General features: G+C 72.8%; 27 protein-coding genes. 21 read left to right on the forward strand and 6 right to left on the reverse strand.

Translation table 11 applies throughout. From position 1 onward, the window contains the following. Positions 1-21: 21 nt before the first annotated feature. Genes ACIQOU_RS02725 through ACIQOU_RS02740 form a run of 4 tightly spaced genes read left to right on the forward strand, consistent with a single transcriptional unit; the run spans position 22 to position 4,215 of the window. Entirely contained in the window at positions 22-1,239 is a 1,218-nt protein-coding gene (locus tag ACIQOU_RS02725) for an acyl-CoA dehydrogenase family protein (protein ID WP_401533255.1), read from the forward strand. Positions 1,240-1,298: 59 nt separating this feature from the next. Continuing rightward, positions 1,299-1,853 (forward strand): NADPH-dependent FMN reductase, encoded by a 555-nt coding sequence (gene ssuE, locus ACIQOU_RS02730; RefSeq protein WP_401533257.1) that lies wholly within the window; start codon positions 1,299-1,301, stop codon positions 1,851-1,853. 5 nt (positions 1,854-1,858) lie between these two features. Then, positions 1,859-3,043: an SfnB family sulfur acquisition oxidoreductase gene (locus ACIQOU_RS02735; RefSeq protein ID WP_401533258.1), complete on the forward strand. Its 1,185-nt coding sequence runs from the start codon at positions 1,859-1,861 to the stop codon at positions 3,041-3,043. Between the two features lie 26 nt (positions 3,044-3,069). Then, positions 3,070-4,215, forward strand: coding sequence for an LLM class flavin-dependent oxidoreductase (locus tag ACIQOU_RS02740; protein ID WP_401533260.1), 1,146 nt, complete (start codon positions 3,070-3,072; stop codon positions 4,213-4,215). Positions 4,216-4,779: 564 nt separating this feature from the next. Here ACIQOU_RS02740 and ACIQOU_RS02745 read toward each other — a convergent pair. Next, positions 4,780-5,829, reverse strand: coding sequence for an acyl-CoA dehydrogenase family protein (locus ACIQOU_RS02745; RefSeq protein WP_401533261.1), 1,050 nt, complete (start codon positions 5,827-5,829; stop codon positions 4,780-4,782). 102 nt (positions 5,830-5,931) lie between these two features. Here ACIQOU_RS02745 and ACIQOU_RS02750 point away from each other — a divergent pair, with 102 nt between their 5' ends. The 7 genes from ACIQOU_RS02750 (at position 5,932) to ACIQOU_RS02780 (ending at position 12,928) form a co-directional block, all read left to right on the forward strand. Then, complete coding sequence (locus ACIQOU_RS02750) at positions 5,932-6,282, forward strand: YciI family protein (RefSeq protein ID WP_401533625.1); 351 nt, start codon at positions 5,932-5,934, stop codon at positions 6,280-6,282. Between the two features lie 2 nt (positions 6,283-6,284). After that, positions 6,285-7,484: an RNA polymerase sigma factor gene (locus tag ACIQOU_RS02755; RefSeq protein ID WP_401533262.1), complete on the forward strand. Its 1,200-nt coding sequence runs from the start codon at positions 6,285-6,287 to the stop codon at positions 7,482-7,484. Positions 7,485-7,671: 187 nt separating this feature from the next. Next, positions 7,672-8,994, forward strand: a complete 1,323-nt coding sequence (locus tag ACIQOU_RS02760) for an aldehyde dehydrogenase family protein (protein ID WP_401533265.1) — start codon at positions 7,672-7,674, stop codon at positions 8,992-8,994. A 99-nt stretch (positions 8,995-9,093) separates the two neighbouring features. After that, positions 9,094-10,296 (forward strand): MFS transporter, encoded by a 1,203-nt coding sequence (locus tag ACIQOU_RS02765; protein WP_401533626.1) that lies wholly within the window; start codon positions 9,094-9,096, stop codon positions 10,294-10,296. Between the two features lie 38 nt (positions 10,297-10,334). Beyond that, positions 10,335-11,243, forward strand: coding sequence for an aldo/keto reductase (locus tag ACIQOU_RS02770; RefSeq protein ID WP_401533267.1), 909 nt, complete (start codon positions 10,335-10,337; stop codon positions 11,241-11,243). A gap of 180 nt (positions 11,244-11,423) precedes the next feature. After that, a complete protein-coding gene (locus ACIQOU_RS02775; RefSeq protein WP_401533269.1) occupies positions 11,424-11,819 on the forward strand; it encodes a VOC family protein in 396 nt (131 codons plus the stop codon). Positions 11,820-11,860: 41 nt separating this feature from the next. Further along, complete coding sequence (locus ACIQOU_RS02780) at positions 11,861-12,928, forward strand: adenosine deaminase (protein ID WP_401533271.1); 1,068 nt, start codon at positions 11,861-11,863, stop codon at positions 12,926-12,928. Here ACIQOU_RS02780 and ACIQOU_RS02785 read toward each other — a convergent pair. Beyond that, the gene (locus ACIQOU_RS02785; RefSeq protein WP_401533272.1) at positions 12,910-13,425 is read right to left on the reverse strand and encodes a DinB family protein; all 516 of its coding nucleotides are present in this window, start codon (positions 13,423-13,425) and stop codon (positions 12,910-12,912) included. The two genes, ACIQOU_RS02780 and ACIQOU_RS02785, sit on opposite strands and share 19 nt — an antisense overlap. A 222-nt stretch (positions 13,426-13,647) precedes the next feature. After that, positions 13,648-14,544, reverse strand: coding sequence for a LysR family transcriptional regulator (locus ACIQOU_RS02790; RefSeq protein WP_401533274.1), 897 nt, complete (start codon positions 14,542-14,544; stop codon positions 13,648-13,650). 144 nt (positions 14,545-14,688) lie between these two features. Here ACIQOU_RS02790 and mgrA point away from each other — a divergent pair, with 144 nt between their 5' ends. From mgrA to ACIQOU_RS02805, 3 genes are all read left to right on the forward strand, one after another. Beyond that, positions 14,689-15,681, forward strand: coding sequence for an L-glyceraldehyde 3-phosphate reductase (gene mgrA, locus ACIQOU_RS02795; RefSeq protein WP_401533275.1), 993 nt, complete (start codon positions 14,689-14,691; stop codon positions 15,679-15,681). 487 nt (positions 15,682-16,168) lie between these two features. Next, on the forward strand, positions 16,169-16,579 hold the full coding sequence (locus ACIQOU_RS02800) for a hypothetical protein (RefSeq protein ID WP_401533276.1): 411 nt from the start codon (positions 16,169-16,171) through the stop codon (positions 16,577-16,579). Between the two features lie 245 nt (positions 16,580-16,824). Then, positions 16,825-17,283, forward strand: a complete 459-nt coding sequence (locus ACIQOU_RS02805) for an ATP-binding protein (RefSeq protein WP_401533277.1) — start codon at positions 16,825-16,827, stop codon at positions 17,281-17,283. A gap of 88 nt (positions 17,284-17,371) precedes the next feature. On the opposite strand, the gene ACIQOU_RS02810 is transcribed toward ACIQOU_RS02805, so the two are convergent. Beyond that, positions 17,372-18,259: an RNA polymerase sigma factor SigF gene (locus ACIQOU_RS02810; RefSeq protein WP_401533279.1), complete on the reverse strand. Its 888-nt coding sequence runs from the start codon at positions 18,257-18,259 to the stop codon at positions 17,372-17,374. Positions 18,260-18,683: 424 nt separating this feature from the next. Here ACIQOU_RS02810 and ACIQOU_RS02815 point away from each other — a divergent pair, with 424 nt between their 5' ends. Beyond that, a complete protein-coding gene (locus ACIQOU_RS02815; protein WP_401533280.1) occupies positions 18,684-19,076 on the forward strand; it encodes a helix-turn-helix domain-containing protein in 393 nt (130 codons plus the stop codon). 21 nt (positions 19,077-19,097) lie between these two features. Here ACIQOU_RS02815 and ACIQOU_RS02820 read toward each other — a convergent pair whose 3' ends face one another. Both ACIQOU_RS02820 and ACIQOU_RS02825 read right to left on the reverse strand, forming a co-directional pair. After that, entirely contained in the window at positions 19,098-19,700 is a 603-nt protein-coding gene (locus ACIQOU_RS02820) for a ClpP family protease (RefSeq protein ID WP_401533282.1), read from the reverse strand. Position 19,701: 1 nt separating this feature from the next. After that, positions 19,702-20,355: an ATP-dependent Clp protease proteolytic subunit gene (locus ACIQOU_RS02825; protein ID WP_401533283.1), complete on the reverse strand. Its 654-nt coding sequence runs from the start codon at positions 20,353-20,355 to the stop codon at positions 19,702-19,704. A 325-nt stretch (positions 20,356-20,680) separates the two neighbouring features. Here ACIQOU_RS02825 and ACIQOU_RS02830 point away from each other — a divergent pair, with 325 nt between their 5' ends. From ACIQOU_RS02830 to ACIQOU_RS02855, 6 genes are all read left to right on the forward strand, one after another. Beyond that, positions 20,681-21,166 (forward strand): VOC family protein, encoded by a 486-nt coding sequence (locus ACIQOU_RS02830; RefSeq protein WP_401533285.1) that lies wholly within the window; start codon positions 20,681-20,683, stop codon positions 21,164-21,166. 133 nt (positions 21,167-21,299) lie between these two features. Beyond that, on the forward strand, positions 21,300-22,097 hold the full coding sequence (locus ACIQOU_RS02835) for a VOC family protein (protein ID WP_401533286.1): 798 nt from the start codon (positions 21,300-21,302) through the stop codon (positions 22,095-22,097). A gap of 19 nt (positions 22,098-22,116) precedes the next feature. Further along, complete coding sequence (locus ACIQOU_RS02840) at positions 22,117-22,836, forward strand: ribonuclease H (protein ID WP_401533287.1); 720 nt, start codon at positions 22,117-22,119, stop codon at positions 22,834-22,836. A gap of 112 nt (positions 22,837-22,948) precedes the next feature. Next, positions 22,949-24,160 carry an FAD-dependent monooxygenase gene (locus ACIQOU_RS02845; RefSeq protein ID WP_401533288.1) on the forward strand — a complete coding sequence of 404 codons (1,212 nt, stop codon included), beginning with the start codon at positions 22,949-22,951 and terminating at the stop codon, positions 24,158-24,160. Between the two features lie 84 nt (positions 24,161-24,244). Continuing rightward, entirely contained in the window at positions 24,245-25,720 is a 1,476-nt protein-coding gene (locus tag ACIQOU_RS02850; protein WP_401533289.1) for an MFS transporter, read from the forward strand. Continuing rightward, positions 25,717-26,298: a TetR family transcriptional regulator gene (locus ACIQOU_RS02855; protein ID WP_401533290.1), complete on the forward strand. Its 582-nt coding sequence runs from the start codon at positions 25,717-25,719 to the stop codon at positions 26,296-26,298. The genes ACIQOU_RS02850 and ACIQOU_RS02855 overlap by 4 nt, the downstream gene beginning before the upstream one ends. Positions 26,299-26,364 lie beyond the last annotated feature (66 nt).

Consider the following 26,364-nt stretch of genomic DNA (forward strand, 5'->3'; position numbering starts at 1 on the left):
CAGCGAAAGAGGCCACCGCACATGAGCACCGTGACCCCCACCGACTTCACCACCCGCCCCGCCCCGCGCACCGCCGGGGAGTGGATCGCCCGCGCCGCCGAGGCCGCAGCCGTCCTCGCCACCGACGCCGCCGCCCGCGACCGGGCCGGCGCCACCCCCTACGCCGAGGTCCAACTCCTCAAGGACGCGGGCCTGGTGACCCTCCTCGGGCCCACCGAACACGGAGGCGGCGGCCAGGACTGGCCCACCGCCTACCAGGTGGTCCGCGAGATCGCCAAGGCCGACGGCTCCCTCGGCCAGCTCCTCGGCTACCACTACCTCTGGTTCTGGGCCGCCCGCCTGGTCGGCACCCGCGAGCAGTGGGAGCACGTCGAGGCCGAGGCCGCCAGGAACCGCTGGTTCTTCGGCGGCGCCGTCAACCCCCGCGACCAGGACGTCGTCGTCACCGAGGACGGCGACGACCTCGTCTTCACCGGCCGCAAATCCTTCTCCACCGGCAGCAAGGTCTCCGACGTCACCGTCCTCGAAGGCGTCCTGGACGGCACCGACCAGCACATCTTCGCCATCGTGCCCTCCGACAGCGCGGGCCTGACCTTCCTCGACGACTGGGACAACATCGGCCAGCGCCTCACCGAGAGCGGCGGCGTCATCCTCGACGGGGTGCGCACCCCGTGGGCCTCGGCCGCCGGATACGTCGACAAGGTCTTCCAGCCCCGCGTCTACAACACCCTCAACGTCCCCACCATCCAACTGGTGTTCGTCAACTTCTACCTCGGCATCGCGGCCGGCGCCCTGGAGACCGCCGCCACCTACACCCGCGAGAAGTCCCGCCCCTGGCTGCACGGCGGCCTAGAGCGCGCCGTCGACGAGCCCTACGTCATCGACGCCTACGGCGACCTCACCGCCAAACTCTGGGCCGTCGAGGCCCTCGCCGACGCCGTCGCCGCCGAGGGGCAGACCCTGCACGACGACCCCGACGCGGTCACCGCCCGCAGCCGGGGCGAGTTCGAGGTCCGGGTGGCCGCCGTCAAGGCCCGCGCCACCGACGTCGCCCTGGAGATCGCGCACCGGATCTTCGAGGTGACCGGCGCCCGCGCCACCACCACCGCCGAGGGCCTCGACCGGTTCTGGCGCAACGTCCGCACCCACACCCTGCACGACCCCGTCGCCTACAAGCGGCGCGAGGTCGGCCGCTGGGTCCTGGACGGCGAACTGCCCGAACCCACCTGGTACTCCTGACCGTTCTCGCCCGGGGCGCCCGCCGCACGCGGGCGCCCCGCCTCCCCGAAAGAGGACCCATGGCCACCGTCCTGTCCGTCTCCGGCAGCCCCTCCGCCTCCTCCCGCACCAACCGCCTGCTGCGCCACCTCGACCGCCGCCTGATCGCCCAGGGCCACGAGGTCGTCCCGCTCGACGTCCGCACCATTCCCGCCGAGGCCCTGCTCGGCGCCGACTTCCGCCACCCCGCGATCGTCGAGGCCACCGAACTGTTCGCGCGCGCCGACGGCGTCGTCGTCGCCACCCCCGTCTACAAGGCGTCCTACTCCGGGGTCCTCAAGGCGCTCCTGGACCTGCTGCCGCAGTACGCCCTCACCGGCAAGACCGTGCTGCCGCTGGCCACCGGCGGCTCCACCGCCCACGTCCTCGCCATCGACTACGCGCTGCGCCCGGTGCTCAACTCCATGGGCGCCGCGCACATCGTGCAGGGCTGGTTCACCCTCGACAAGGACATCACCGTGCACGAGGACGGCTCGCTGGCCGTCGCACCGACCGCCGTCGACGCGCTCACCCAGGTCGTCGACCAGTTCTCGACGGCGCTCGGCCGCACCCCGCTGCTGGCCGCGGCGAGCTGACCGCCGTGAGCGCCCATGTCATCGCCGACGACGCGGAGGCCCTCGCCGTCGCGCGCGCCCTGGCCGACGAGTTCCGCCCCGGAGCCGACGAACGGGATCGCGAACGGCGGCTGCCGCGCGCGGAGTTGGACCGGCTCTCGGCGTCCGGGCTGCTCGCCGTCACCGTCCCCGCCGAGCACGGCGGAGCGGACGTCGGCGCGGCCACCCTCGCGGAGATCTTCCGGCTGCTGGCCGCCGCCGACGGCAGCCTCGCCCAGATCCCGCAGAGCCACTTCGTCTACGTCAATGTGATCCGCCGTCAGGGCACCGAGCAGCAACGGAAGTTCTTCTTCGCGGAGCTGCTCGCCGGACGCCGTTTCGGCAACGCCCAGTCGGAGGCCGGCACCCGGCACGTCCAGGACATCCGCACCCGGCTCACCTTGAGGCCCGACGGCTCCTACCTGCTGACCGGAGTGAAGCACTACTCCACCGGCGCCCTCTTCGCCGACTGGATCGGCGTGCTGGCCCGCGCCGAGAGCGACGACCTGCACGTCGCGTACGTGCCGCGCGACGCCCCCGGCGTCACCGTCGTCGACGACTGGGACGGCATGGGCCAGCGCACGACCGCCAGTGGCACCGTCCGGCTGACGGACGTCGAGGTCCCCGCCGACCGGGTCCTGCCCCACCACCTCACCTTCCAGGGGCCCCAACTGCACGGCGCCGTCGCCCAGTTGCTGCACGCCGCCATCGACGCCGGGCTCGCCGCGGGCGCCCTCGCGCAGGCCGCCGAGTTCGTCAGGACCACGAGCCGCCCATGGTTCGAGAGCGGCGTCGACACGGCCGCGGAGGACCCGCTGATCATTCAGCGGTTCGGTGAACTCGGCGTCGAGACACGGGCGTCCCAGGCGCTGCTGCGCGAGGCCGCCCGGGCCGTCGAGGACGCGAAGGCCGACCTCACCGACGACTCGGCCGCCGAGGCCTCCCTCGCCGTCGCCGCCGCCAAGGCCCACGCCGCCCGCACCGCCGTCGACGTCGCGAACGCCCTCTTCGAACTCGCCGGCACCCGCTCCGCCCTCAACTCCCTGAACCTGAACCGGCATTGGCGCGACGCCCGCACCCACACCCTGCACGACCCGGCCCGCTGGAAGATCCAGCACATCGGACGGCACGTGCTCAGTGGCACCCGGCCGCCCCGCCACGGCCTGCTCTAGCGACCTTCCCGAACGGAGACCCTCCCGTGTCCCTCACCTTCCACTGGTTCCTGCCCACCAACGGCGACAGCCGCCATGTCGTCGGCGGCGGCCACGGCACCCCGGCCACCGTCTCCGGACAGGACCGGCCGCCGACGGTCGCCTATCTGAGCCAGATCGCCCGCGCCGCCGAGGAGTTGGGCTTCGTGGGCGCGCTCACCCCGACCGGCGCGTGGTGCGAGGACGCGTGGCTGACCACGGCCATGGTCAGCCAGAACAGTGACCGCCTGAAATTCCTGGTCGCCTTCCGCCCCGGCTTCGTCTCCCCGACGCTCGCCGCGCAGATGGCGTCCACCTTCCAGCGGCAGAGCGGCGGACGGCTCCTCCTGAACGTCGTCACCGGCGGCGAGAGCCACGAGCAGCGGGCCTACGGCGACTTCCTCGACAAGGACGACCGCTACCGCCGCACCGGTGAATTCCTCGACGTCGTGCGGGGGTTGTGGGAGGGCAAGACCGTCGACCTGCACGGTGAGCACCTCCAGGTCGCCGACGCCAAGCTGGCGCGGGTGCCCGATCCGGTGCCCGAGGTGTACTTCGGCGGGTCCTCGCCGATCGCCGGGGAGATCGCCGCCAAGTACGTCGACGTCTACCTCACCTGGGGCGAGCCGCCCGCGCAGGTCGCCGAGAAGATCGCCTGGATCAGGTCACTCGCCGCCCAGCAGGGGCGCACGCTGCGGTTCGGCATCCGGCTGCACGTCATCACCCGGGACACCTCCGAGCAGGCCTGGGCCGAGGCCAACCGGCTCCTCGACGGGTTCGACCCCGAGACCATCACGTCGGTGCAGGCGGGGTTGGCGCGCAGTGAGTCGGAGGGGCAGCAGCGGATGCTCGCGCTGCACGGTGGGGGTGGGCGGGACGGGCTGGAGATCCATCCCAACCTCTGGGCCGGGATCGGACTCGTCCGTGGGGGTGCGGGGACCGCGCTGGTCGGCAGTCATGACGAGGTCGTCGAGCGGATCAAGGAGTATCACGCGCTCGGGATCGATGAGTTCGTGCTGTCCGGGTATCCGCACCTGGAGGAGGCGTACTGGTTCGGTGAGGGGGTCTTGCCTCGCCTCGCCGCGCAGGGGTTGTGGCAGCACCCTGCGGGTCCGCGTTCCGCCCCGTCGGCACAGGTGCCGTTCGCCGGCTGACGTCGGCTGAGGGGCGGTACGTCGGCCGTACCGGGCCAGCCCGTGCCGGGCCAGGGCGGGTCGTCTGTCGGGTGCGGCGCCGTCGTGGCTGGTCGCGCAGTTCCCCGCGCCCCTTGTCGGCGTTGCCGGGCTGTCGGCTGGCAGGTTGGCCCCTGCTGGTCGCGCCCGCGCGGCGGAGCCGCATATCGGATACAGCCCCGCGCCCCTTGTCGGCGTTGCCGGGCTGTCGGCTGGCAGGTTGGCCCCTGCTGGTCGCGCCCGCGCGGCGGAGCCGCATATCGGATACAGCCCCGCGCCCCTTGTCGGCGTTGCCGGGCTGTCGGCTGGCAGGTTGGCCCCTGCTGGTCGCGCCCGCGCGGCGGAGCCGCATATCGGATACAGTCCCGCGCCCCTGGAGGGCGTTGCCGGGCTGTCGGCTGGCAGGTTGGCCCGCTGGTCGCGTCCACGCGGCGGAGCCGCATATCGGATACAGCCCCGCGCCCCTTATCGGCGTTGCCGGGCCGTCCGCTGACAGGCTGGCCCCCTCTACCGGCGTTGCTGGGCCGTCGGTCTACAGGCTGGCCCTTACTGCTCTTCGGTCAGGGCCTTGAGGTGGGTGGTGCGGGAGGCTGGGGTTTGGGCCTGGATGTGTAGGAACAGGGCTGCTCGGGCCAGGCGTTGGGTGGGGTCCTGGAGGGACATGGAGCGGCCTCCCCGGGCGACGAGGGCCGCTGTGGTGGCCGTGCGGAGGAGGGTGAAGGCCTGGGTCTTGACGGCCAGGCGTTCCGGGACGTGTGCCTCGGGGGCAGGGTGTTCGGCCAGCGTGTAGGCCGATGTCCTCAGCGCGTCGAGGCGTTCCCATAGGACGCGGGCCGACTCCGGTTCCCCCGCGTCCGCCAGGAGGTTCAGGGCCGCTCGGGTCACGCCGAAGACGGCCGGGGAGGTGTTGGCGGCGCGGGCCAGGTCCGCCGGGGCGAACGTCGCGCGGGGCGTGCGCCGCACCACCGACGTGTCGGGCAGCCACAGCCCGTCCAGGCTCAGCGACACCGTCCGGGCCGCGCTGAGGGCCGCGAGCCGCATCGGCGCCGACGGACTGAGCCCCGGCTGCTCACGCGCCTCGGTGAACGCGAACACCACCTCGCCGAAGTCGCTGACCCCCGCGAGGAGCAGCAGGTCGTTCAGCCCCCACCCCGTGCACCACGGCACCGTTCCGTCGAACCGCCAGCCGTCCCCCGCCCGCGTGACCCGCACCGGCACCCGGGGAAACGCCCGCACGTGCGCGTACGCGACCCCGGAGAGCAGCTCACCGGTGGCCAATGGACCCAACAGACGCTCCCGCACCGGCAGTTCGGACCTGGCGAGCATCCGCACCGGCGTGTGGTGCTGGGTCTGCACGAACCACGTCGAGCAGCACGCCCCGGCGAGGATCTCGGCGACCTCCCGAGCCACCCCGTCGGGCGCCCCGGCGCCGCCGTACTCCACCGGCGCGCTCACCCCGAGCAGCCCCGACGCCCGGATCGCGTCGAGGTGGCTGACCGGCACCCCCTCCTCGTCGACGCGGGCCGCGTGCGGGGCGAGGAGGCCGTCGGCGAGGGCCTGGGCGGTGCGGACGAGGGGATGGTCTCGGTGGGTCATGGAAGAAGATTCTCCCGATCGGCTCGCGCGAGGTGTCGATCGGGGGCCCGGCCGTTCGTGTAGGAGGTGAGAAGAGAACACACCGAGGCCGAGGAGGCCGTCATGACGTACTACCTGCTCAGCGTGGTCCAGCCCGCGGACGGTGAGCGGCCCGAGCCCGAGGCGCTCGCCGCGATCATGCGCGATGTCCACGCCTACAACGAGGAACTCCGCGCGGCCGGTGCCTGGGTCTTCGCCGGTGGCCTGCACGCCCCGGAGACCGCCACCCTGCTGCGCCCCGCCGACGGCGAGGTCCTGATCAGCGACGGACCCTACGCTGAGGGCAAGGAGTACCTCGGCGGGCTGAGCCTCATCCAGGCGGCCGACCTGGACGAGGCCCTGGAATGGGGGCGCAAGGCCGCCCTCGCGACCACGTTGCCCATCGAGGTGCGGCCGTTCGTGGACACCCACTGACGATGCCGGACGCCCTCGACATCGAGGCCGTGTTCCGCGCGGAGTACGGCCGCGCGGTCGCCGTTCTGGTCCGCTTCCTCGGCGACATCGACCTCGCCGAGGAAGCGGTCCAGGACGCCTTCACCACCGCCCTGCGCCGCTGGCCCGAGACCGGCCCGCCGCCGAGCCCGGCCGGCTGGATCATCACCACCGCCCGCAACCGGGCCGTCGACCGGCTGCGCCGCGAGGCCACCCGCGACGCCCGGCACGCCCAGGCCGCCCTGCTGACCGTGGCAGGGCCATCGGACCAGGAGGGCCCCGTGCGCGACGAACGCCTGCGCCTGATCTTCACCTGCTGCCACCCCGCCCTCGCCCCGCACGCCCGCGTCGCCCTCACCCTGCGCCTGCTGGGCGGGCTCACCACCCACCAGATCGCCCGCGCCTTCCTGGTCCCCGAACCGACCATGGCGGCCCGCCTCACCCGCGCCAAGGCCAAGATCCGCGACGCCCGCATCCCCTACCGCGTCCCCCGCGACGCCGACCTCCCCGACCGCCTGGGGGGCGTCCTGGCCGTGCTCTACCTGATCTTCAACGAGGGCTACACCGGCAGCCCCGACCTGTGCGCCGAGGCCGTCCGGCTGGGCAGACTGCTCGTCGCGCTCATGCCGGACGAGCCCGAGGCGACGGGACTGCTCGCGCTCATGCTCCTGATCGACGCCCGCGGCGCCGCCCGCCGGGACGCCGACGGCGCACTCGTCCCGTTGCCCGAGCAGGACCGCGCCGACTGGGACCGCGCGGCCATCGAGGAGGGACAGGAACTGGTCCGGCGCTGCCTGCGCCGCGACCGGCCCGGGCCCTACCAGATCCAGGCCGCCATCCAGGCCGTCCACAGCGACGCGCCCCGCGCCGAGGACACCGACTGGGGGCAGATCCTGCGCCTCTACGACCACCTCATGGCCGTTGCCCCGAGCCCGGTCGTGACCCTCAACCGGGCGGTCGCCGTGGCCGAGACCCAGGGCCCGGCCGCCGCCCTCGCCCTCGTCGACGCCCTCGACCTGGACCGGTACCACGTCCTGCACGCCGTCCGCGCCGACCTGCTGCGCCGCCTCGGCCGCACCCCGGAGGCCGCCTGGGAGTACGCGGCCGCCGCCGCCCGCACCGAGAACCCGGCGGAACGCGCCCTGCTGGAACGCCGACGGGCCGAACTGGCGGGAGAGGGATGAACGGGAGAGAGATCTCCGGGCGGCGGTGGAATATACGGGCACGCGGAAAGGTTGCTCTATACACCTGATTGCGGAGGCCCGGTAGATGGGAGGCATCCGGAAGCAGGTGTCCGAGCCCGTCACCCTTCCCGGCCCTCCGGGAATCCCGCCCGCGCGCCGCAAGGCCGCACAGCAGCAGTGAGGCACCGTGAACCACCCCGCCCCCGAGCAGCCCGCCGACATCGTGGCCCGGCTGCGCGCCACCTTCCGCACCGGCCGCACCCAGCCCGTCGCGTGGCGCACCAGCCAGCTGCTCCGGCTGCGCGACCTGCTCACCGAGAACGCCGCCGAGCTGGCCGCAGCCCTCCACGCCGACCTCGGCAAGAGCGACGCCGAGGCCCGCCGCACGGAGATCGACTTCGTCGTCCGGGAGATCGACCACACCCTCGACCACCTCGCCGACTGGCTGCGCCCCCAGCCCGCCCCCGTCCCGGCCCGCCTCGGCACCGACGCCCGCGCCTGGACACGGTTCGACCCGCTGGGCGTGGTCCTCGTCATCGCCCCCTGGAACTACCCCGTCCAGCTGCTGCTGGCCCCGGTGGTCGGCGCGCTCGCCTCGGGCGACGCGGTGGTCGTCAAGCCCAGCGAACTGGCCCCCGCCACCTCGGCCACGCTGGCCCGGCTGCTGCCCGCCTACCTCGACACCGACGCCTTCGCCGTCGTGGAGGGCGCGATCCCCGAGACGACCGCGCTGCTCGCCGAGCGGTTCGACCACATCTTCTACACCGGCAACGGCGCCGTCGGCCGGATCGTCCTGCGGGCGGCCGCCGAACACCTCACCCCGGTCGCCCTCGAACTCGGCGGCAAATCACCGGCGTTCATCGACCGGGACGTCGACCTCGACGTCGTCGCCGAGCGGCTGGCGCGCGGCAAGTTCCTCAACGCGGGACAGACCTGCGTCGCCCCCGACTACGTGCTGACCGACCCGGAGACCGCCGCCGCCCTGGAACCGGCCCTCGTCCAGGCCGTCGAGGAGCTGTTCGGCGCCGACCCGAAGGCGTCCGGCGCGTTCGGGCGGATCGTCAACGAGCGTCATTTCGACCGGCTCTCGGGGCTGCTGGACTCCGGCCGGGTGGTCGTCGGCGGCGACACCGACCGGGCGGTGAAGTACATCGCGCCGACCGTCCTGGCCGACGTCGACCCGGCCTCGCCCGTCATGGCGGAGGAGATCTTCGGGCCGATCCTGCCGATCGTCACCGTGCCCGGCCTCGACGCCGCGATCGACTTCATCAACGACCGCGACAAGCCCCTCGCCCTGTACGTGTTCGCGGAGTCCGAGGCGACGCGGGAGCGGATCGGCGCCGAGACGTCCTCCGGCGGCCTCGGACATGGTCTGCCGCTCGCCCATCTCACCGTCTCCGACCTGCCGTTCGGCGGCGTGGGGGAGAGCGGCATGGGCAGCTACCACGGCCGGTACTCCATCGAGACGTTCAGCCACCGCAAGGCCGTCCTGCACAAGCCGCTGAGCTGACCCGTTCTTTGTGAAGGGTCGGGAATTCGCTCGGCAGGCGCTCTGGCACCGGCCGAGAATGGCGGGATGGACCCTCGACCGGCCGTCACCGCACGGCAGTTGCCCGCCGGGCTGATCGCGCTCGCCCTCGGCGGCTTCGGGATCGGTCTGACCGAGTTCGTCATCGCGGGGCTGCTCCCGCAGGTGGCCCGGAGCCTCACGGTGTCCGAGGCCGCCGCCGGGTGGCTGATCTCCGGGTACGCGCTGACGGTCGTGGTCGGCGCCCTCGTGGTGACGGCCGCCACCGCCGCGCTGCCCCGCAAGGCGGTCCTCATCGGCCTGGTCGCCCTGTTCGTCGCCGGCAACCTGCTGTCCGCCGTCGCCCCCGACTACCGTCTGATGCTGCTCGGCCGGATCGTCGCCGCGCTGTGCCACGGCACGTTCTTCGGCATCGGCTCACTCGTCGCCCGCCGCCTGGTCGCCCCCGAACGGGCGTCCCGGGCGGTCGCGGTGATGTTCGCCGGGCTGACCGTGGCCAATGTGCTGGGCGTGCCGTTCGGCGCCCTGGTCGGCGAACGCTGGGGCTGGCGCGCCACGTTCTGGGCGATCACCGCGATCGGCGTCGTCGCCGGGATCGCCCTCGCCGCCCTGATCCCGAGCTGGGCCGGAACCATCGACCAGGCTGACGGCAACGGCAGTTCGGCGGACGGGCTGCGGGCTCAGCTGCGGGCCTTCCGGTCGGGCCAGGTCTGGCTGACCCTCGCCGCCACCGCGCTCGGCTACGGCGGGATGTTCGGCGCGTTCAGCTACCTCGCCTACACCTTCACCGAGGTCACCGGGTTCTCCAGCACGGACGTCGCCTGGCTGCTCGTCGTCTACGGCACCGGACTGGTGATCGGCAACGTGGTCGGCGGCCGGGGCGCCGACCGGGACCGGGACCGCACCCTGCTGGTGTCGCTGGCCGGTCTCGCCGTCACCCTCGCCCTGTTCGGACTCCTCGCCGCCAGCCCCGTCGCCTCCGTGGTGCTGGTCTTCCTCACCGGACTGTTCGGGTTCGCCACCGTGCCCGGAATGATCACCCGCGTCACCGACCACGCCCACGGCGTCCCCCTCGCCGCCGGGGCCAACGTGTCCGCCTCCAACGTCGGCAACGCCCTGGGCGCCTGGCTCGGCGGCCTCGCCCTCAGCGCGGGACTCGGCTACACCGCGCCGCTCTACGTCGGCGCCGCCATCGTGCTGGCCGGGCTCGCCGTGCTGGCCGTCGCCGCCCGGGGCACGGCCCGGCCGGTGCCGGAGAGCGCCGATCTCGGGGGCACGGGCTGAGCCCCGGGCGGGCGCGGGGCGTGTGCGACACTCCGCCGATGACCTCGCAGACGACCACCGCGGCCGCCGCGGGCACCTGGACCATCGGCGACCTCACCGTGCGCCGCCTCGGCCTCGGCGCGATGCGGCTCACCGGCAGCGCCGCCTTCCACCTCGGCACCCCGAGCGACCGCCACCGCTCCCTCGCCGTCCTGCGCACGGCGATCGAGCGGGGCGTCGACCACATCGACACCGCCGCCTTCTACTTCTCCCGGCTGCGCTCCGCCAACGAACTGATCAACCGCGCGCTCGCCCCCTACCCGGACGACCTCCTCATCGCCACCAAGGTCGGCCCGCACCGCGACCTCCGAGGGGACTGGGCCACCTCGGCCCGCCCCGACGAACTGCGCGGCCACGTCGAGGAGAACCTGCGCCAGCTCGGCCGCGACCACCTCGACCTCGTCTATCTGCGCCGGATGCGCCAGGACTCCATCGCCGACCACTTCGGCGCCCTCGCCGACCTCCGCACCGCCGGACTCATCCGCCACCTCGGCGTCTCCGAGATCGAACCCAGCCACCTCGCCGAGGCCCAGGCCATCGCGCCGGTGGTCGCCGTACAGAACCGCTACGCCCTCGACCGGGCCGCCGCCGACCCCGACGAGGTGCTGCGGCTCTGCGGCGACCAGGGCATCGCGTTCGTGCCCTACTACGCGGTCGCCGGACAGCGCGGCGAGAACGCCGTCACCGGCGCCGACCACGACGAGGTCCGCGCCGTCGCCCACGCCCACGGCGTCAGCGCCGCCCAGGTCAGGATCGCCTGGACGCTGAGCCGCGGCCCGCACGTCCTCGCCATCCCCGGCACCGGCAACCCCGACCACCTCGCCGAGAACGTCGCGGCCGCCGCCCTCAGCCTCACCGCCGACGAACTGCGCCGCCTCGACGCCGTCCGCACGATCACCGGGGAGTAACGGCACCGGCGCCCTACGGCTACCCGCGTAGACCAGCCGCTGAGCTGGGGGCGAGCACTCCGGCACAACGGACTGGCGCCCCGTGAGTTTTACGTATAACCTCACCCGTCAACCAGCCGATCCGCCCCTCGACCGGCCGCCGCCGCGCCGCTGCCCCCGCGCCCACCGAAAGGCCGACACATGAGCCACATCGCCCTGGTCACCCTCGTCATCGACGACTACGACACGGCGATCCGCTTCTACGTCGACGCCCTCGGCTTCCGGCTCGTCGAGGACGCCCCGCGCCCGGACGGCTCCCGCTGGGTCGTCGTCACCCCCGACCCCGAAGGACACGGCACCGGGCTGCTGCTGGCCCGCGCCAAGGACGCGGCACAGCGCGCCCGGATCGGCGACCAGACCGGCGGCCGCGTCGGCTTCTTCCTGCACACCGAGGACTTCGCCCGCGACCACGCCCGCATGACCGCCGCCGGAGTGACCTTCCTGGAGGAACCCCGGCACGAGCCCTACGGTTTTGTCGCCGTCTTCCAGGACCTGTACGGAAACCGCTGGGACCTCCTCCAGCCCGCCCGGCCGTAGCCCCGCCGCCCACCCACCCGTACGACACAGAAAGAACGCCGATGACCGCGCCGCTCACCGACTCCGCCCTGCGCCTCCTGCCCAAGGCCGTCCTCCACGACCACCTCGACGGCGCCCTGCGCCCCGCCACCGTCGTCGAACTCTCCGCCGAGGTCGGCCACCGGCTGCCCACCACCGACCCCGACGAGCTGGCCGCCTGGTACGTCGCGGCCGCCGACTCCGGCGACCTGGTCCGCTACATAGCCACCTTCGAGCACACCCTCGCCGTGATGCAGACCCGCGCGGGCCTGCTGCGCACCGCCGAGGAGTACGTCCTCGACCTCGCCGCCGACGGCGTCGTCTACGCGGAGGTCCGCTACGCCCCCGAGCTGATGCTGACCGGCGGGCTGACCCTGCCCGAGGTCGTCGAGACCGTCCAGGAGGGACTCGCGGCCGGTATGGCCAAGGCCGCCGCGGCCGGTACCCCGGTGCGGGTCGGCACCCTGCTGTGCGGGATGCGGATGTTCGACCGGGTCCGCGAGGCCGCCGACCTCGCCGTCACGTTCCGGGACGCCGGAGTCGTCGGCTTCGACATCGCCGGAGCCGAGGACGGCTTCCCGCCCGCCGACCACCTCGACGCCTTCGCCCACCTGCGCCGCGAGAACGTGCCGTTCACCATCCACGCCGGTGAGGCCCACGGCCTGCCCAGCATCCACCAGGCGCTCCAGGTGTGCGGCGCCCAGCGCATCGGCCACGGCGTGCGGATCACCGACGACATCGTCGACGGCAAGCTCGGCCGCCTCGCCGGATGGGTCCTGGACCGGCGCATCGCGCTGGAGATGTGCCCGACCTCCAACCTCCAGACCGGCGCCGCCACCTCCATCGCCGAGCACCCCATCACCGCGCTGAAGGACCTCGGCTTCCGGGTCACCCTCAACACCGACAACCGGCTGGTCTCCGGCACCACGATGACCCGCGAGATGTCCCTGCTGGTCGAGCAGGCCGGCTGGAACGCGGCCGATCTGCGCACGGTCACGGTGAACGCCCTCAAGAGCGCCTTCCTCCCCTACGACGAGCGCAAGGCCCTCATCGAGGACGTCGTGCTGCCCGGTTACGCCGCCGCGCTCTGAACGAGCCCCCGCAGATAGGCGGCCTGTCCGATGTGCTGGAGGTCGTCGGACAGGACGCTCACCAGCCGCACCCCCAGCGTCACCGGCGGGTCCCAGCGCTCGTCCACGATCCGCCCCAGCTCCGTCGCGGGCAGCTCGCGCAGCGCCCCGAGGGTCTGCTCGTGGACGGCGTCGTAGTACCCGGTCAGCAGCTCACCGGAGCCGACGCGCACCTTGGCCACCCGGGCCGCGCTGTGCCCGTACCCGGTGTCCAGCGGGGGCAGGTCGAGCTTGAACCGCTTCTGCCAGCCCTGCGTCGGCCACACCTGGTCGAGCCCGAAGGCGTCGGCCACATGGTCGTCCTGGACCCGGGTCAGATGCCAGACCAGCCAGGCCACGGAGTTGGCGTCGGGGGACGGCCGGGCGTTGAGGACGTGCGCGTCGAGGCCGCCGACGGTGGCGTGGACCTCTTCCCGGACCCGGCCGAAGCCGTCGATGAGGATGTCCCGTGCATGCATACCGTCCACCATCGCGCATCGACGCCGTTCACGCGTCCGGAACGCGGCTTCCGCAGGAGGCCCACGGCAGTTGACGGCGCGCGAGCGGCTCGCCGCTGACCTGCCGGGCGGCCGGGATCAGCAGGTCGGGGGCGCCTCGTCGGGGAACGTTCCCGCCCGCGTGGGGCGTCCGGGGGGCTCGGCCGGTCGGGTCACGCACCCCGGTCGCGCGGAGGTTGGCCGTCAGGCGGACGGTTCCAGGTCGCCGGTCGCGAGCAGGGTCATCAGGGCGCGGGCCGCCGGACTGGTGGCCGACTCGGGCGGCAGCAGGGCGACCGTCTCGTAGACGACGTCGTCGGTGTCCTTGAGCGCCAGCGCGGCGAGCGCGGGCCGCTTCTCCCGGAAGTGGCAGGGCACCACCGCGATGCCGAGGTTCTGGTCGACCAGGTCCAGCAGGCTGTGCACGTCGTTCACCTCCAGGGCCACCGTGCGCGCCACCCCGACGGCGGCGAACGCGGCGTCGGTGGTGCGCCGCGGACCCCAGTCCGGATGGAAGTCGACGAACACCTCACCGGCCAGCTCACCCGGCACCAACGGCGCACCGGCCGCGGCGAACCGGTGGCTGGGATGGCACAGCACGGTCATCGCCTCCCCGGCCAGCGACACCGACCGCAGCTGGTCCGTGTCGTCCTGCGTCCGATAGGCGAACGCCAGATCCAGGCGCCCGGCCGCGACCCCCTCGGCCAGCGCGCCGGAACCCGTCTGCCGCAACCGGATCTCCACGTCCGGGTGACGTCGCCGGAACGCCGCGAGGAGCCCGGGGACATCCACCCCGGCGATGCACTGCTCGGCGCCCAGCGAGAGCGTCCCGCGCAGCACGCCCTGCACCGCGGCCACCGCCTCCTGCGCCGACCGCACCTGGGCGAGAATCCGCTCGGCCTCGCTCAGCAGCGCCCGCCCCGCCTCCGTCAGCGTCACCCGCCGGGTGGTCCGCACGAACAACGGCGCCCGCAGCTCCCGTTCCAGCGCCCTGATCGAGGCCGACAGGCCCGACTGGGACACCATCAGCCGCTCGGCGGCCCGGGTGAAGTGCTGGTCCTCGGCGACCGCGACGAAGTGCTGGAGATGGCGCAGTTCCATGATTGAGAAGTTTATCCGCTGAGTTCCATCGGATTCTCCTGTTGGACCACTGCCCCCAGGTCACGACAGAGTGGCCGGTAAGGGGGGCGGTTCCCCGGAGCCGTTCCTCGTGTTCCTGACCCCTCTGGCCCTTCTGGAGTCGCGTTGTACACCGCACACCCCGACCGCTACGCGGACATGCCCTACCGGCGCACCGGCCGCAGCGGGCTCAGGCTTCCCGCGCTCTCGCTCGGCCTGTGGCACAACTTCGGACCCGACCGCCCCGTCGAGACCCAGCGGGCCATCCTGCGCCGCGCCTTCGACCTCGGGGTCACCCACTTCGACCTGGCCAACAACTACGGCCCGCCGCCCGGCTCCGCCGAGTCCGCGCTCGGCGACGCCCTGAAGGCGGACTTCGCGGGCCTGCGGGACGAGCTGGTGATCTCCACCAAGGCCGGCTATCTGATGTGGCCGGGACCGTACGGCGAGTGGGGCTCCCGCAAGTACCTGCTGTCCTCGCTGGACCAGAGCCTGCGCCGGATGGGCCTGGAGTACGTCGACATCTTCTACTCGCACCGCCCCGATCCGGAGACTCCTCTTGAGGAGACGATGGGCGCCCTGCACTCCGCGGTCCAGCAGGGCAAGGCGCTCTACGTCGGCATCTCGAACTACGACGCGGAGCAGACCCGGGAGGCCGCCCGCATCCTCGGCGAGCTGGGCACCCCGCTGCTGATCCACCAGCCGCGCTACTCGATGCTGGACCGCCGCCCCGAGGACGAGGGTGTGCTCGACGCCCTGGACGAGCTTCAGGTCGGCTCCATCGTCTTCTCCCCGCTGGAGCAGGGGCTGCTCAGCTCCCGCTACCTCGACGGCATCCCGGAGGGTTCCCGGGCGGCGAGCGACAGCCCGTTCCTGAACTCGGACGCGGTCACCGAGGACCTGGTCGGCCGGTTGCGCGCCCTCGACGAGATCGCCCGCTCCCGTGGCCAGTCGCTGGCGCAGCTGGCGCTCGCCTGGGTGCTGCGCGGCGGCCGGGTCACCTCCGCACTGGTCGGCGCGAGCAGCGCGCGGCAGATCGAGGACAGCGTCGCGGCCACCCGCAACCTGGACTTCGACGCCGAGGAACTGGCCCGCATCGACGCCATCGTCAAGGGCTAGCCCCTCCGTCAGCCCCGGCCCGGAAGCGCACCGGCGCCTCCGGGCCGACGGCGTGCGCCGGCACTCCCGGCGCACGCGCCCCCGCGCCCTCCGGTATGCCGATCGTTTTCGGCCGTCCGGCAACCGACGTTCCCCTCCTCGTCACGCTCGGTGGCCACGGGCAGCGGAGCGTGCCGACGGCGCGGCCGTCGCCGCCGGTCAGCGTGCGGGTGCGGGCCCCGGCCCGGCCGGCCCGCGCCGCTCCGCTCCCGGACGCGCGCGATCACCGTTCCCCGGTCGTGTCATGGCCATGCCGGTCAATTCCGGCGCACCGGCAGGGGGAATATGCCAACAGACTGGCCGGAAAACCGTGGTGACACTGTTTCGGTAGTGAACATACTCAACTGCGAGGGACTTCACGACGAGCGAAGGACCGATCACGCACAGCACATGAGGCGCACCGAGAGCGAGGCCGGCCGCGAGGCGAGGGCGCGACGGGGGAGCGAGCGTGCACGACGAATTCCTGTGTCATGTCACCGCGTACGGCACCTGCGGGGGCCGACGCGTCGGAGTCCCCCTCGGCACCTACCGCGCCCCCACCCTCTCCCTCGCCCTGTGGTGGCTGCGCGACCGCGCCCACTGGATGGCCGACCGCCTCGACCCGCTCCCCGCGGTGGGCCACATCCCGCCCGGCGCCCTCGTCCCGGTCGCCGTGACGGTCCCCGACGTGCCCGCCGTGCTGCGTTCCTGGTGCACCGACGACGCCCAACAGGAGCGGGTGGCCGACGAGTTGGCGGCCGGGCGGCTGGTGCGGATCGCCACCCGCGACGACACCACCGAGTACGAACTGCTCGCCGAGTCCGTCGACGCCCTGCGCATGCAGCGCACCCTCCCGGCCCTGGTCTTCTCCGTCGGCTAGCCCCGTCCGGCGCGACGCCGAGCGGCCCGGCGCCGGGACCCGCGAACGACCGGTTTCGGACACGACGGCGACGGGGCGGACGGGGCCGTCCGGGGGGACGTACAGTGCTCCCGAGCTGTCCGCCGTGGCGCCGTCGCTCCGAGTCGAACGGGACACATCGGCCCCTACAGGACTGTGATCCCCGAGTCGGGGTACGAGCACGGTGCAACAGCGTCCGGCCAGTCCGGCTTCCGAGAGAGAAACGCATGACCGAACATGTGGGCGGGGCAGTGATAACCGCTGGCTTCGACGTACCCGTGGAACCGCTGCGACGAGCGGCCCACTACACCGGCGAACCGGGCTGCATCGCGGAGGCGCGTTCCTTCGCGTCGCTCTTCGTCGAGCAGCTCAGGACCGAGTGGTGCGCCGTCATCGACGCCCGCGCCGAGAACGAGGTGCTGCTCGTGGTGAGCGAGCTGGTCACCAACGCGGACCGGCACAGCAACGGGCCGTACATCCTGGAGCTGGAGGGCACGGACGCGTTCGTGACCGTGGGCGTCTACGACAGCAGCGAGGCCCTGCCGCGCCGGTTCCCCAAGGACCCCGAGCGGATCGGGCGGCACGGTCTGGAGATCGTGCACGCACTGGCCGGGCGGGTCACCGTCGAACGGATTCCGGTCGGCAAGCGCGTGGTCGCCATGGTGCGCCTCGACGCCATCGTGTGACCGGCGCCGCGTCAGGGCAGGCAGGGCACAGACGCAGGAAACCGGGGCCGCCCGTGGGCGACCCCGGTCGGTGAACCGGTACCGGTGCTCAGGCGCAGCCCAGCTCGCCCAGCATGCCCTTGCGCAGGCGGGTGATGATCCGCTTGATCAGCCGGGAGACATGCATCTGGGAGCAGCCGAGCCGCTCGCCGATCTCCGCCTGGGTGGCCTCCTCCACGAACCGCATGTGGATGATCTGCCGGTCCCGCTCGCCGAGTTCCGCCATCAGCGGCGCCAGCGAGTGGAAGTCCTCCACGAGCCGCAGCCCGTCCTCCTCCACGCCGATGAAGTCGGCGAGCACCGCCTCGCCGCTCTCCGGGCCGTCCCCGGTGAGTGCGGCGTCCAGGGACGAGGAGTTGTAGCCGTTGGCGGCTATCTGGGCCTCGACGACCTCGTTCTCGGAGATGTTCATCAGCGTGGCCAGCTCCCCGACCGACGGCTCCCGGTCCAGCCTGCTGGCCAACTCCTCGCGGGCCTTGGCGAGTTCGACGCGCAGTTCCTGAAGCCGCCGGGGGACGTGCACGGCCCAGGTGGTGTCACGGAAGAACCGCTTGATCTCGCCGACGATGTACGGCAGCGCGAACGACGTGAACTCCACCTCGCGCGACAGGTCGAACCGGTCGATCGCCTTGATCAGACCGATCATCCCGGTCTGGACGATGTCCTCCATGTCGTCGCCGCGATTGCGGAACCGGCCCGCGGCGAACCGCACCAGCGAGATGTTCATCTCGATGAGCGTGTTGCGCGCGTACTGGTACTCGTGGGTGCCCTCCTCCAGCTCCGCGAGACGCTGGAAGAACCGGCGGGACAGCTCGCGCGCGTCCCGCGGGGCCACGGCACGGGGCTGCTCGATGCCCGGCAGCGCTCCGACGTCCGTGCTGGCCCGGGCGGTCCTCGTCATGACCCCTGCTTGCGACCGGTTCACGGCGGTGTTCATTACCTCTCCCACGAAGTCTCGGTCAGACATCTTGTCTGCCTCGGGTTCTTCGGGGGCTCGCGTACCCGGAGCGGCGGAACCCATTCCCCTTTCCTTGTCCGACGACAGAAATTGAGCGTTCCTGCACGGAAGTTCACGCCTGTGCGCGCCGCGCGACGATCAGCTCATGCCGAGAGCGCTTGGTCACCCACCCGCCGTACGACCCGTCGATCACCCCCCGGACACATCCCAACAGCCCCTCACGCACGGCGGGTTGAAGCGCCCGGTGCCCGGGCCGATCTCCAGGACCCGGCTGTCCGGGCCGAGCCCCGTCACCCGGGCCAGCTGTGCCACCACAGCCTCCCGATGCTCAGCCCCCGGCGATTCCACCCAGGGCAGAATGCCGACCCCTTGCCCCGGCCGCGAGGGAATTTACGCTGGAGGGGTGAGCAGCCAAGCGCCGAACGAAGCCCGGGTCATCCCCCTGCGCCGCCCGCCCGCCGACCGGCCCGCACCCGCCGCACCGCCCCGCCGCGAGCCCCTCTGGCGCGACCTGGTCGGTGAGGTGCTGCGCCGCGAACGGCTCGCGCAGGAGCGGACGTTGAAGGACGTGGCGGACACGGCCCGGATCTCCATGCCCTACCTCTCCGAGGTGGAACGGGGCCGCAAGGAAGCCTCCTCGGAGGTGCTCGCGGCCGCCGCCCACGCCCTCGGCCTCACCCTCGGCGACCTGCTGTCGCTCGCGCACGGCGAGCTGACCCGGAGCGTCTGCGACCACCGGCGCCCCGGGCGCGGCCCCGCCACCACGCCCTACGGCGGTCTCTGCCTGGTCGCCTGAGAGCACGGGCCGAGCCGGCGCCTAGGCCGTCATCAGGCGTCGGCTCACCACCTCGTCGGCCAGCCCGTACGCGACCGCCTCCGGGGCGGTGAACACCTTGTCGCGGTCCATGTCCGCGCGCAGCGTCGCGACGTCATGGCCGGTGTGCCGGGACAGCACCTCCTCGGCCTGCGCCCGGATGCGCACCATCTCCTTCGCCTGCAACGCCAGGTCGGACACCGTGCCCTGGCGGCCCCCGCTGGCCGGCTGCCCGAGCAGCACCCGCGCGTGCTCCAGGACGAACCGCCGCCCGGGATCGCCGCCCGCCAGCAGCACGGCCGCCGTACTCGCCGCCTGCCCCACACAGAACGTGGAGACCGGCGCCCGCACGTACGTCATCGTGTCGTAGATCGCCATGAGCGAAGTGAACGAGCCGCCGGGGGAGTTGAGGTACAGCGCGATCTCCGCGTCGGGCGACGCCGACTCCAGATGCAGGAGCTGCGCGATGACGACGTTGGCCACGCCGTCGTCGATCTCGGTGCCGATGAAGATGATCCGCTCCGCGAGGAGGCGGCTGAAGACGTCCGAGGACCGCTCGCCCTGCGGGGTGCGCTCGACGACGTTCGGAATCGTGTAGGTCCCCATGTCACAGCCCCGTCCGTCGTCGCGCGGCGGCCGGGCGGACGTCCGCGAGGGACTCCACCACCCGGTCCACCATGCCGTACTCCCTGGCCTCCTCCGCCGTGAACCAGCGGTCGCGGTCACCGTCCCGGGAGATGGTCTCCCTGCTCTGACCGGTGTGTTCGGCGGTGATCCGCTCGATGGTCCGCTTGGTGTGGTCCAGGTTCTCGGCCTGGATCTCGATGTCGGCGGTGGTGCCGCCGATGCCCGCCGACGGCTGGTGCATCATGATCCGCGCGTTCGGCAGCGCGAACCGCTTCCCGGCCGCGCCGACGCTCAGCAGGAACTGCCCCATGCTCGCCGCGAACCCCATCGCGAGCGTCGTCACGTCGTTCGGGATCATCCGCATCGTGTCGTAGACGGCGAGGCCCGCGTGCACCGAGCCGCCCGGGCTGTTGATGTACAGGCCGATGTCGGTGCGCGGGTCCTCGGAGGACAGCAGCAGCAACTGCGCGCAGATCCGGTTCGCCGAGGCCTCGTTGACCTCGGTGCCGAGGAACACGATCCGTTGGCCGAGGAGTTGGGCGGCCAGCTGGTCGTCGAACCGGGTCGAGTCCGCCGCGCCGTCCTGGGCGCGGGGTGAGAGGTCCGGGGGGAAACCGGCGGTGAACGAGGTCATGGGCACTCCCTGTCGCATCGAGCGGGGCGGCGGAGGTCGCCGCCTCCTCCACTCTCGGCGCCTGCCCACCGCTCCCGGGGATTTCTCGGCCCCTGGCAGATTCGCCGACGGCAGAGCGGTCACCGGTGTCCGGGGCGGGCGTCCGGTGCGGACGCCGGTGCGGACGTCCTGGCCGGAGCCTAGGGTGGGTCACCGGACGAGATCCTCGGAGCCCTCAGTCGGCCGGGCCGTGCTGATCGGCCTGATCGGCCGGTGGTCGGGCGATGAGTTCGGGGGCCGGGGGCGGTCGACACTGCTGACGGAACGTTCCGACCAGGAGGTACCCATGGCCACCCACGGCTTCACCACATGTCTCTGGTACGACGGGCAGGCCGAGGAGGCCGCCGAGTTCTACGTCTCGATCTTCAAGGACTCCCGCATCACCCGCATCACCCACTCCACCGAGTCCGGACCAGGTCCGGTGGGCTCGGTGCTGACGGTGGAGTTCACGCTGTTCGGGCAGCGGTTCGTCGGGCTGAACGGCGGCCCGCAGTTCACGTTCGACGAGGCGATCTCCTTCCAGGTGCCCTGCGCGGACCAGGCCGAGATCGACCACCACTGGGACCGCCTGATGGCCGACGGCGGCCGGCCCCTCGCGTGCGGCTGGGTCAAGGACCGCTACGGCCTGTGCTGGCAGATCGTCCCCGAGATGCTGGTCGGCCTGCTGACCGACCCCGACCCGAAGAAGGCCGCCCGCGCCATGGAGGCCATGCTGGCCACCGCGGGCAAGTTCGACATCGCCACCCTGGAGCGGGCCCACGCCGGCGGCTGACACCCCGGCCCGGAACCCCGGGGTCCCGGTCGGCCGGCGCGGCGGGCCGGGCCTCGCCGCGCGGCCGGGCGGCGAGGTGACTAGCGTGGGAGAACGGACCACACCCGTGCCCCTCCGGAAGAAGGCCGCAGCCATGGCCGCTCAACCTGAAGGAACACCCTGCTGGGCCGACGCGATGTTCGACGACGTCGAGGGCGCCGAGCGCTTCTACGCCGACGTCCTCGGCTGGACCTTCGCCGAGTCGGCGACGGAGTTCGACAGCGTCACCCAGGCCTATGTGAACGGCAAGGCGGTCGCCGCCGTCGTCCCGCCGATGCCGGGCCAGGAGGCCCACGCGCGCTGGTGCCTCTACTTCGCCTCCCCGGACGCCGAGGCCACCGCCGTCACGGTGCGCGACCACGGCGGCACCGTCCTGATGGAGCCGATGCGGATCGGCGACCTCGGCACCCTGTGCCTCGCCCAGGAACCCAGCGGCGCCCTCTTCGGCATCTGGCAGGCCGACCGCCACGAAGGGTTCGGGGTGACGGCCGTACCCGGCGCGTTCTGCTGGGCCGAGGTCGTCACCCGCGAGCCCGAGAGGACCGACGCCTTCCTCACCGCCGTCTTCCCCTACCGGGCCCGGCAGCTCCAGGACGACGCCATCGACTTCCGGGTCTTCGACCTCGGCGGCGACCCGGTCCTCGGCCGGATGCGGATGCCCGACGACTTCCCGCCCGAGGTCCCCTCCTTCGTCAACGTCTACTTCGCCGTCGACGACTGTGACGTCGCCGTCGCCAAGGCCGTCAAGCTCGGCGGGACCGTGCGGTTCGGGCCGATGGACAGCCCGTTCGGCCGGTTCGCCGCGATCGGTGACCCGCAGGGCGCCCATGTCTCGCTGATCGACGTCACCACCGCCTCGGGACAGCGGCCGACGACCACCGCCGTGGAGTGAGCGCCGACCCGGTCATGGCATGATCGGGCGCATGCGTGAACGAATGGTGGCCGCGTGCGACGGGGCTTCGAAGGGAAACCCGGGACCGGCGGCCTGGGCGTGGGTCGTGGCCGACGAGGGCGAGAGCCCGACGCGATGGGAGGCCGGCCCGCTCGGCAGGGCCACCAACAACGTCGCTGAACTCACCGCCCTGGAGCGGCTGTTGACGGCGACCGACCCGGACGTTCCGCTGGAGGTCCGGATGGACTCCCAGTACGCGATGAAGGCCGTCACCACCTGGCTGCCCGGCTGGAAGCGCAACGGCTGGAAGACCTCCGGCGGAAAGCCCGTCGCCAACCAGGAGCTGGTCGTCAGCATCGACCGACTCCTCGCCGGACGCTCGGTGGAGTTCCGCTACGTCCCCGCCCACCAGGTCGACGGCGACCCGCTGAACGACTTCGCCGACCGCGCCGCCAGCCAGGCCGCCGTCGTCCAGGAACCGGCGGGCAGCGCACTCGGTTCGCCGGTGCCGCCGCCCTCCCCCGACACCCCCAAGTCGGCTGGTTCCGCCCGCCGTTCGTCCGCCGCGGCCAAGCCGCGCGGCGGCGCCACCGCCCGCGGCGCCGGTGCCTCCTCCCGCACCCTGAAGGCGAAGTTCCCGGGCCGCTGCCTGTGCGGACGCTCGTACGCGGCGGGGGAGACCATCGCCAAGAACGACCAGGGCTGGGGCCACCCGGAGTGCCGCACCGCCGACGCCTGACCGGCCCCCCGCTCGGACATACGTACGGAGCGTCGTACGGCCGGTGACCCCACCCCCATGTTGCTACTCTGCGTTGCCAATTGAACGCTCTCGGTAGCCACTAGGGGTGTGTGTGAAGGTCGCCTGTGTCGGCGGCGGGCCCGCCGGCCTGTACCTCTCGATCCTGCTGAAACTGCGGGACCCGTCCCACGAGATCACCGTCCACGAACGCGACCCCGAGGGGTCGACCTACGGCTGGGGCGTGACCTACTGGCGGGCCCTGCTCGACCGGCTCCACAGCTGCGACCCGGTCTCCGCCGACGCCCTCGACGCCCACTCCGTGCGCTGGAACGAGGGCACCGCCAAGGTCCGCGACCTGGTCACCCGCAGCCCCAGCGACGAGGGCTTCGGCATCGGCAGACACCGCCTCCTGGAGATCCTCGCCGACCGCGCCCGCTCCCTCGGCGTCCGCCTGGAGACCGAGCGCGAGATCACCGGCGACACCCTCCCCGAGGCCGACCTCGTCGTCGCGGCCGACGGCGTGCACAGCGCGCTGCGCACCCGGCACGCCGAGGACTTCGCCACGGTGGCCACCAGCGGCCGCAACCCCTACCTGTGGCTCGGCACTACCAGAGTCTTCGACTCCTTCACCTTCGCGTTCGTGGCGAGCGGGCACGGCTGGATCTGGTGCTACGGCTACCCCTTCGGACCCGACCGCAGCACCTGCGTCGTCGAGTGCGCGCCGGAGACCTGGACCGGCCTCGGCCTCGACCGGCTGCCCGACGCCGACGGCCTCGCCCTCCTGGAACGGCTCTTCGACGACGTCCTCGACGGCCACCCCCTCCTCGGCCGCCCCGCGCGCGACGGCGCCTCCCCGTGGCTGACCTTCCGCACGATCACCAACCGCACCTGGCACCGCGGCAACCTGGTCCTGCTCGGCGACGCCGCCCACACCACCCACTACTCCATCGGCGCCGGCACCACCCTCGCCCTGGAGGACGCCATCGCGCTCGCCGACGCCCTCGGCGCGGAGGCCGAACTGCCCGCCGCCCTCGCCCGCTACGAGCGCGAACGCAAGGCCGCCCTCCTGTCCGTGCAGAGCGCGGCCCGCTACAGCGCCCAGTGGTACGAGAACCTCACCCGCTACATCGACCTGCCCCCGGACCGGATGTTCGCGCTCCTCGGGCAACGCCACTCCCCGCTGCTGCCCCATGTGCCGCCCCAGCTCTACTACCGGCTCGACCGGGCGGCGGGGCAGCTCGACAGCCTGCGCCGGTTCAAGCGCTGGCTCGGACCGAGGATCGCGCGCACCGTGCACGCCCGGGAGCTGGCCACCCGGGACTGACCACCCGCGCGGGGGTGAATGACCATTCACCGGTTAAGGTGAATGGTCATTCACCCCCGGTGGAACGCCGCGACGGGAGCCCCCATGGACCAGCCAGGCCCGATATCCCTCCCCACCCGGAAGCGGGCCGACCGGCTCACCGTCCCCGTGCTGGCCTACGGCGGCATCCTCATGGCCGTCATGCAGACCGTCGTCGTCCCGATGCTCCCCGACCTGCCCCGGCTCACCGGGTCCTCGGCGGCCGCCGTCTCCTGGATGGTCACCGCGACCCTGCTCGCCGGCGCCGTCCTCACCCCGGTCCTCGGCCGGGCCGGTGACATGTACGGCAAACGCCGGGTGCTGGCCTCGGCGCTGGCCCTGATGACCGTCGGCTCGGTGCTGTGCGCCCTCTCCTCCGACATCGCCGTCCTCATCGCCGCCCGCGCCCTCCAGGGCGCCGCCGCCGCGGTCGTGCCGCTCTCCATCAGCATCCTGCGCGACGAACTCCCGCCCGAACGGCGGGGCGGCGCGGTCGCGTTGATGAGTTCCACCGTAGGCATCGGCGCCGCCCTCGGGCTGCCGCTGGCCGCCCTGGTCGTGCAGTACGCCGACTGGCACACCATGTTCTGGCTGACCAGCGCGCTGGGTGCGATCGGCGTGGCCGCCGTGTGCGGGGCGGTCCGGGAGTCACCGGTGCGGGAGCCGGGCCGGTTCGACGTCGTCGGCACCCTGGGGCTCGCCGCGGGCCTGGTCTGTCTGCTGCTCGGCGTCTCGCAGGGCGGGCAGTGGGGGTGGGGCAGCCTCCCGGTCCTCGGCCTGTTCGCCGCCGCCGTGGTGGTCCTCGCCCTGTGGTGGACGCACCAGCTGCACACCGAACGCCCGCTGGTGGACCTGCGGTTGGTGACCCGGCCCCGGGTCGGCCTCTCGCACGTGGCGGCCCTGCTCACCGGGTTCGCCTTCTACGCCAACTCCCTGGTCACCGCCCAGCTCGTGCAGGCGCCGAAGGCCACCGGCTACGGGCTCGGCCTGTCCATCGTCGCCACCGGCCTGTGCCTGCTGCCCGGCGGCATCACGATGCTCGTGTTCTCCCCGCTCTCCGCCCGCATCTCCGCCACCCGGGGCCCGCGCATCACCCTCGCCCTCGGGGCCGCCGTCATCGCCTGCGGCTACGCGGTCCGCATCGCCGACAGCCGCGACCTGTGGATGATCATCCTCGGCGCGACCGTCGTGGCCACCGGCACCACCCTCGCCTACTCGGCGCTGCCCACCCTCATCCTCCGTGCCGTCCCGGCCGAGCAGACCGCCTCCGCCAACGGCGTCAACGTCCTGATGCGCACCATCGGCCAGGCCGCCTCCAGCGCCGCCGTGGCCGCCGTTCTCGTGCACCACACCAGCCTCGTCGCCGGCGCCCCCGTGCCCACCCTGCACGGCTATCTGCTGGCGTTCACCCTCGCCGGCGCGGTCGCCCTGCTGGCCTGCGGCGCCGCCCTGTCCATCCCCGGCGACCCGCCGCCCGCCCGCACCGCGCCGGTGGAAGAAGGGCCCCGGAGCAGCAGGGACGAGGCGTGGGAGGGAGCATGAGTGCCGTGAGCACCCCCGCCCCCGCCCCCGTCCGACGGGACGCCGAGTCCACCAAGGCCGCCATCCTCAAGGCGGCCCGCCATCTGCTGGCCCGGCGCTCGCACGCCGACATCACCCTGAAGGCGGTCGCCGAGCGGGCCGGGGTCAGCGCGCCCCTCGTCCTGAAGTACTTCGGCAACAAGGACGCCCTGTTCGCCCGCGTGATGTCCTTCGAGACCGACGCCGACGCCCTGCTGGACGCGCCCCTGGACGCCCTCGGCCGCCACATGGTCCGGCTCGTGCTGGTCAGCCAGTCCCAGGGCGCCGACCCGCTGCTGCGGATCGTGTTCGCGCCCCTGCACCGGGAACAGGGCGACATCCTGCGCGCCAACTTCCGCACCCAGGTCGTCGACCGCCTCACCGCCCGCCTGACCGGCCCCGACGCGGGCCTGCGCGCCGAGTTCGCCGTCGCGGGACTGCTCGGGCTCGGCGTGATGTACGGCATCGCCCGCGGCACCGAGATCCGCGCGGCGGACCTGGATGCCCTGGTCGACCGCTACGCCCCGGCCGTGCAGGCCCATGTGACGCCGGGGGCGTGAGCGGCGTAGCCGGGGGCCGGGTGGGGAGAGGCGTTCTCCCCACCCGGCCCCCGGCTTGGCGAAACG

Origin of the sequence: Streptomyces sp. NPDC091279 (genome assembly GCF_044757465.1) — a bacterium.
Taxonomy (GTDB): Bacteria; Actinomycetota; Actinomycetes; order Streptomycetales; family Streptomycetaceae; genus Streptomyces.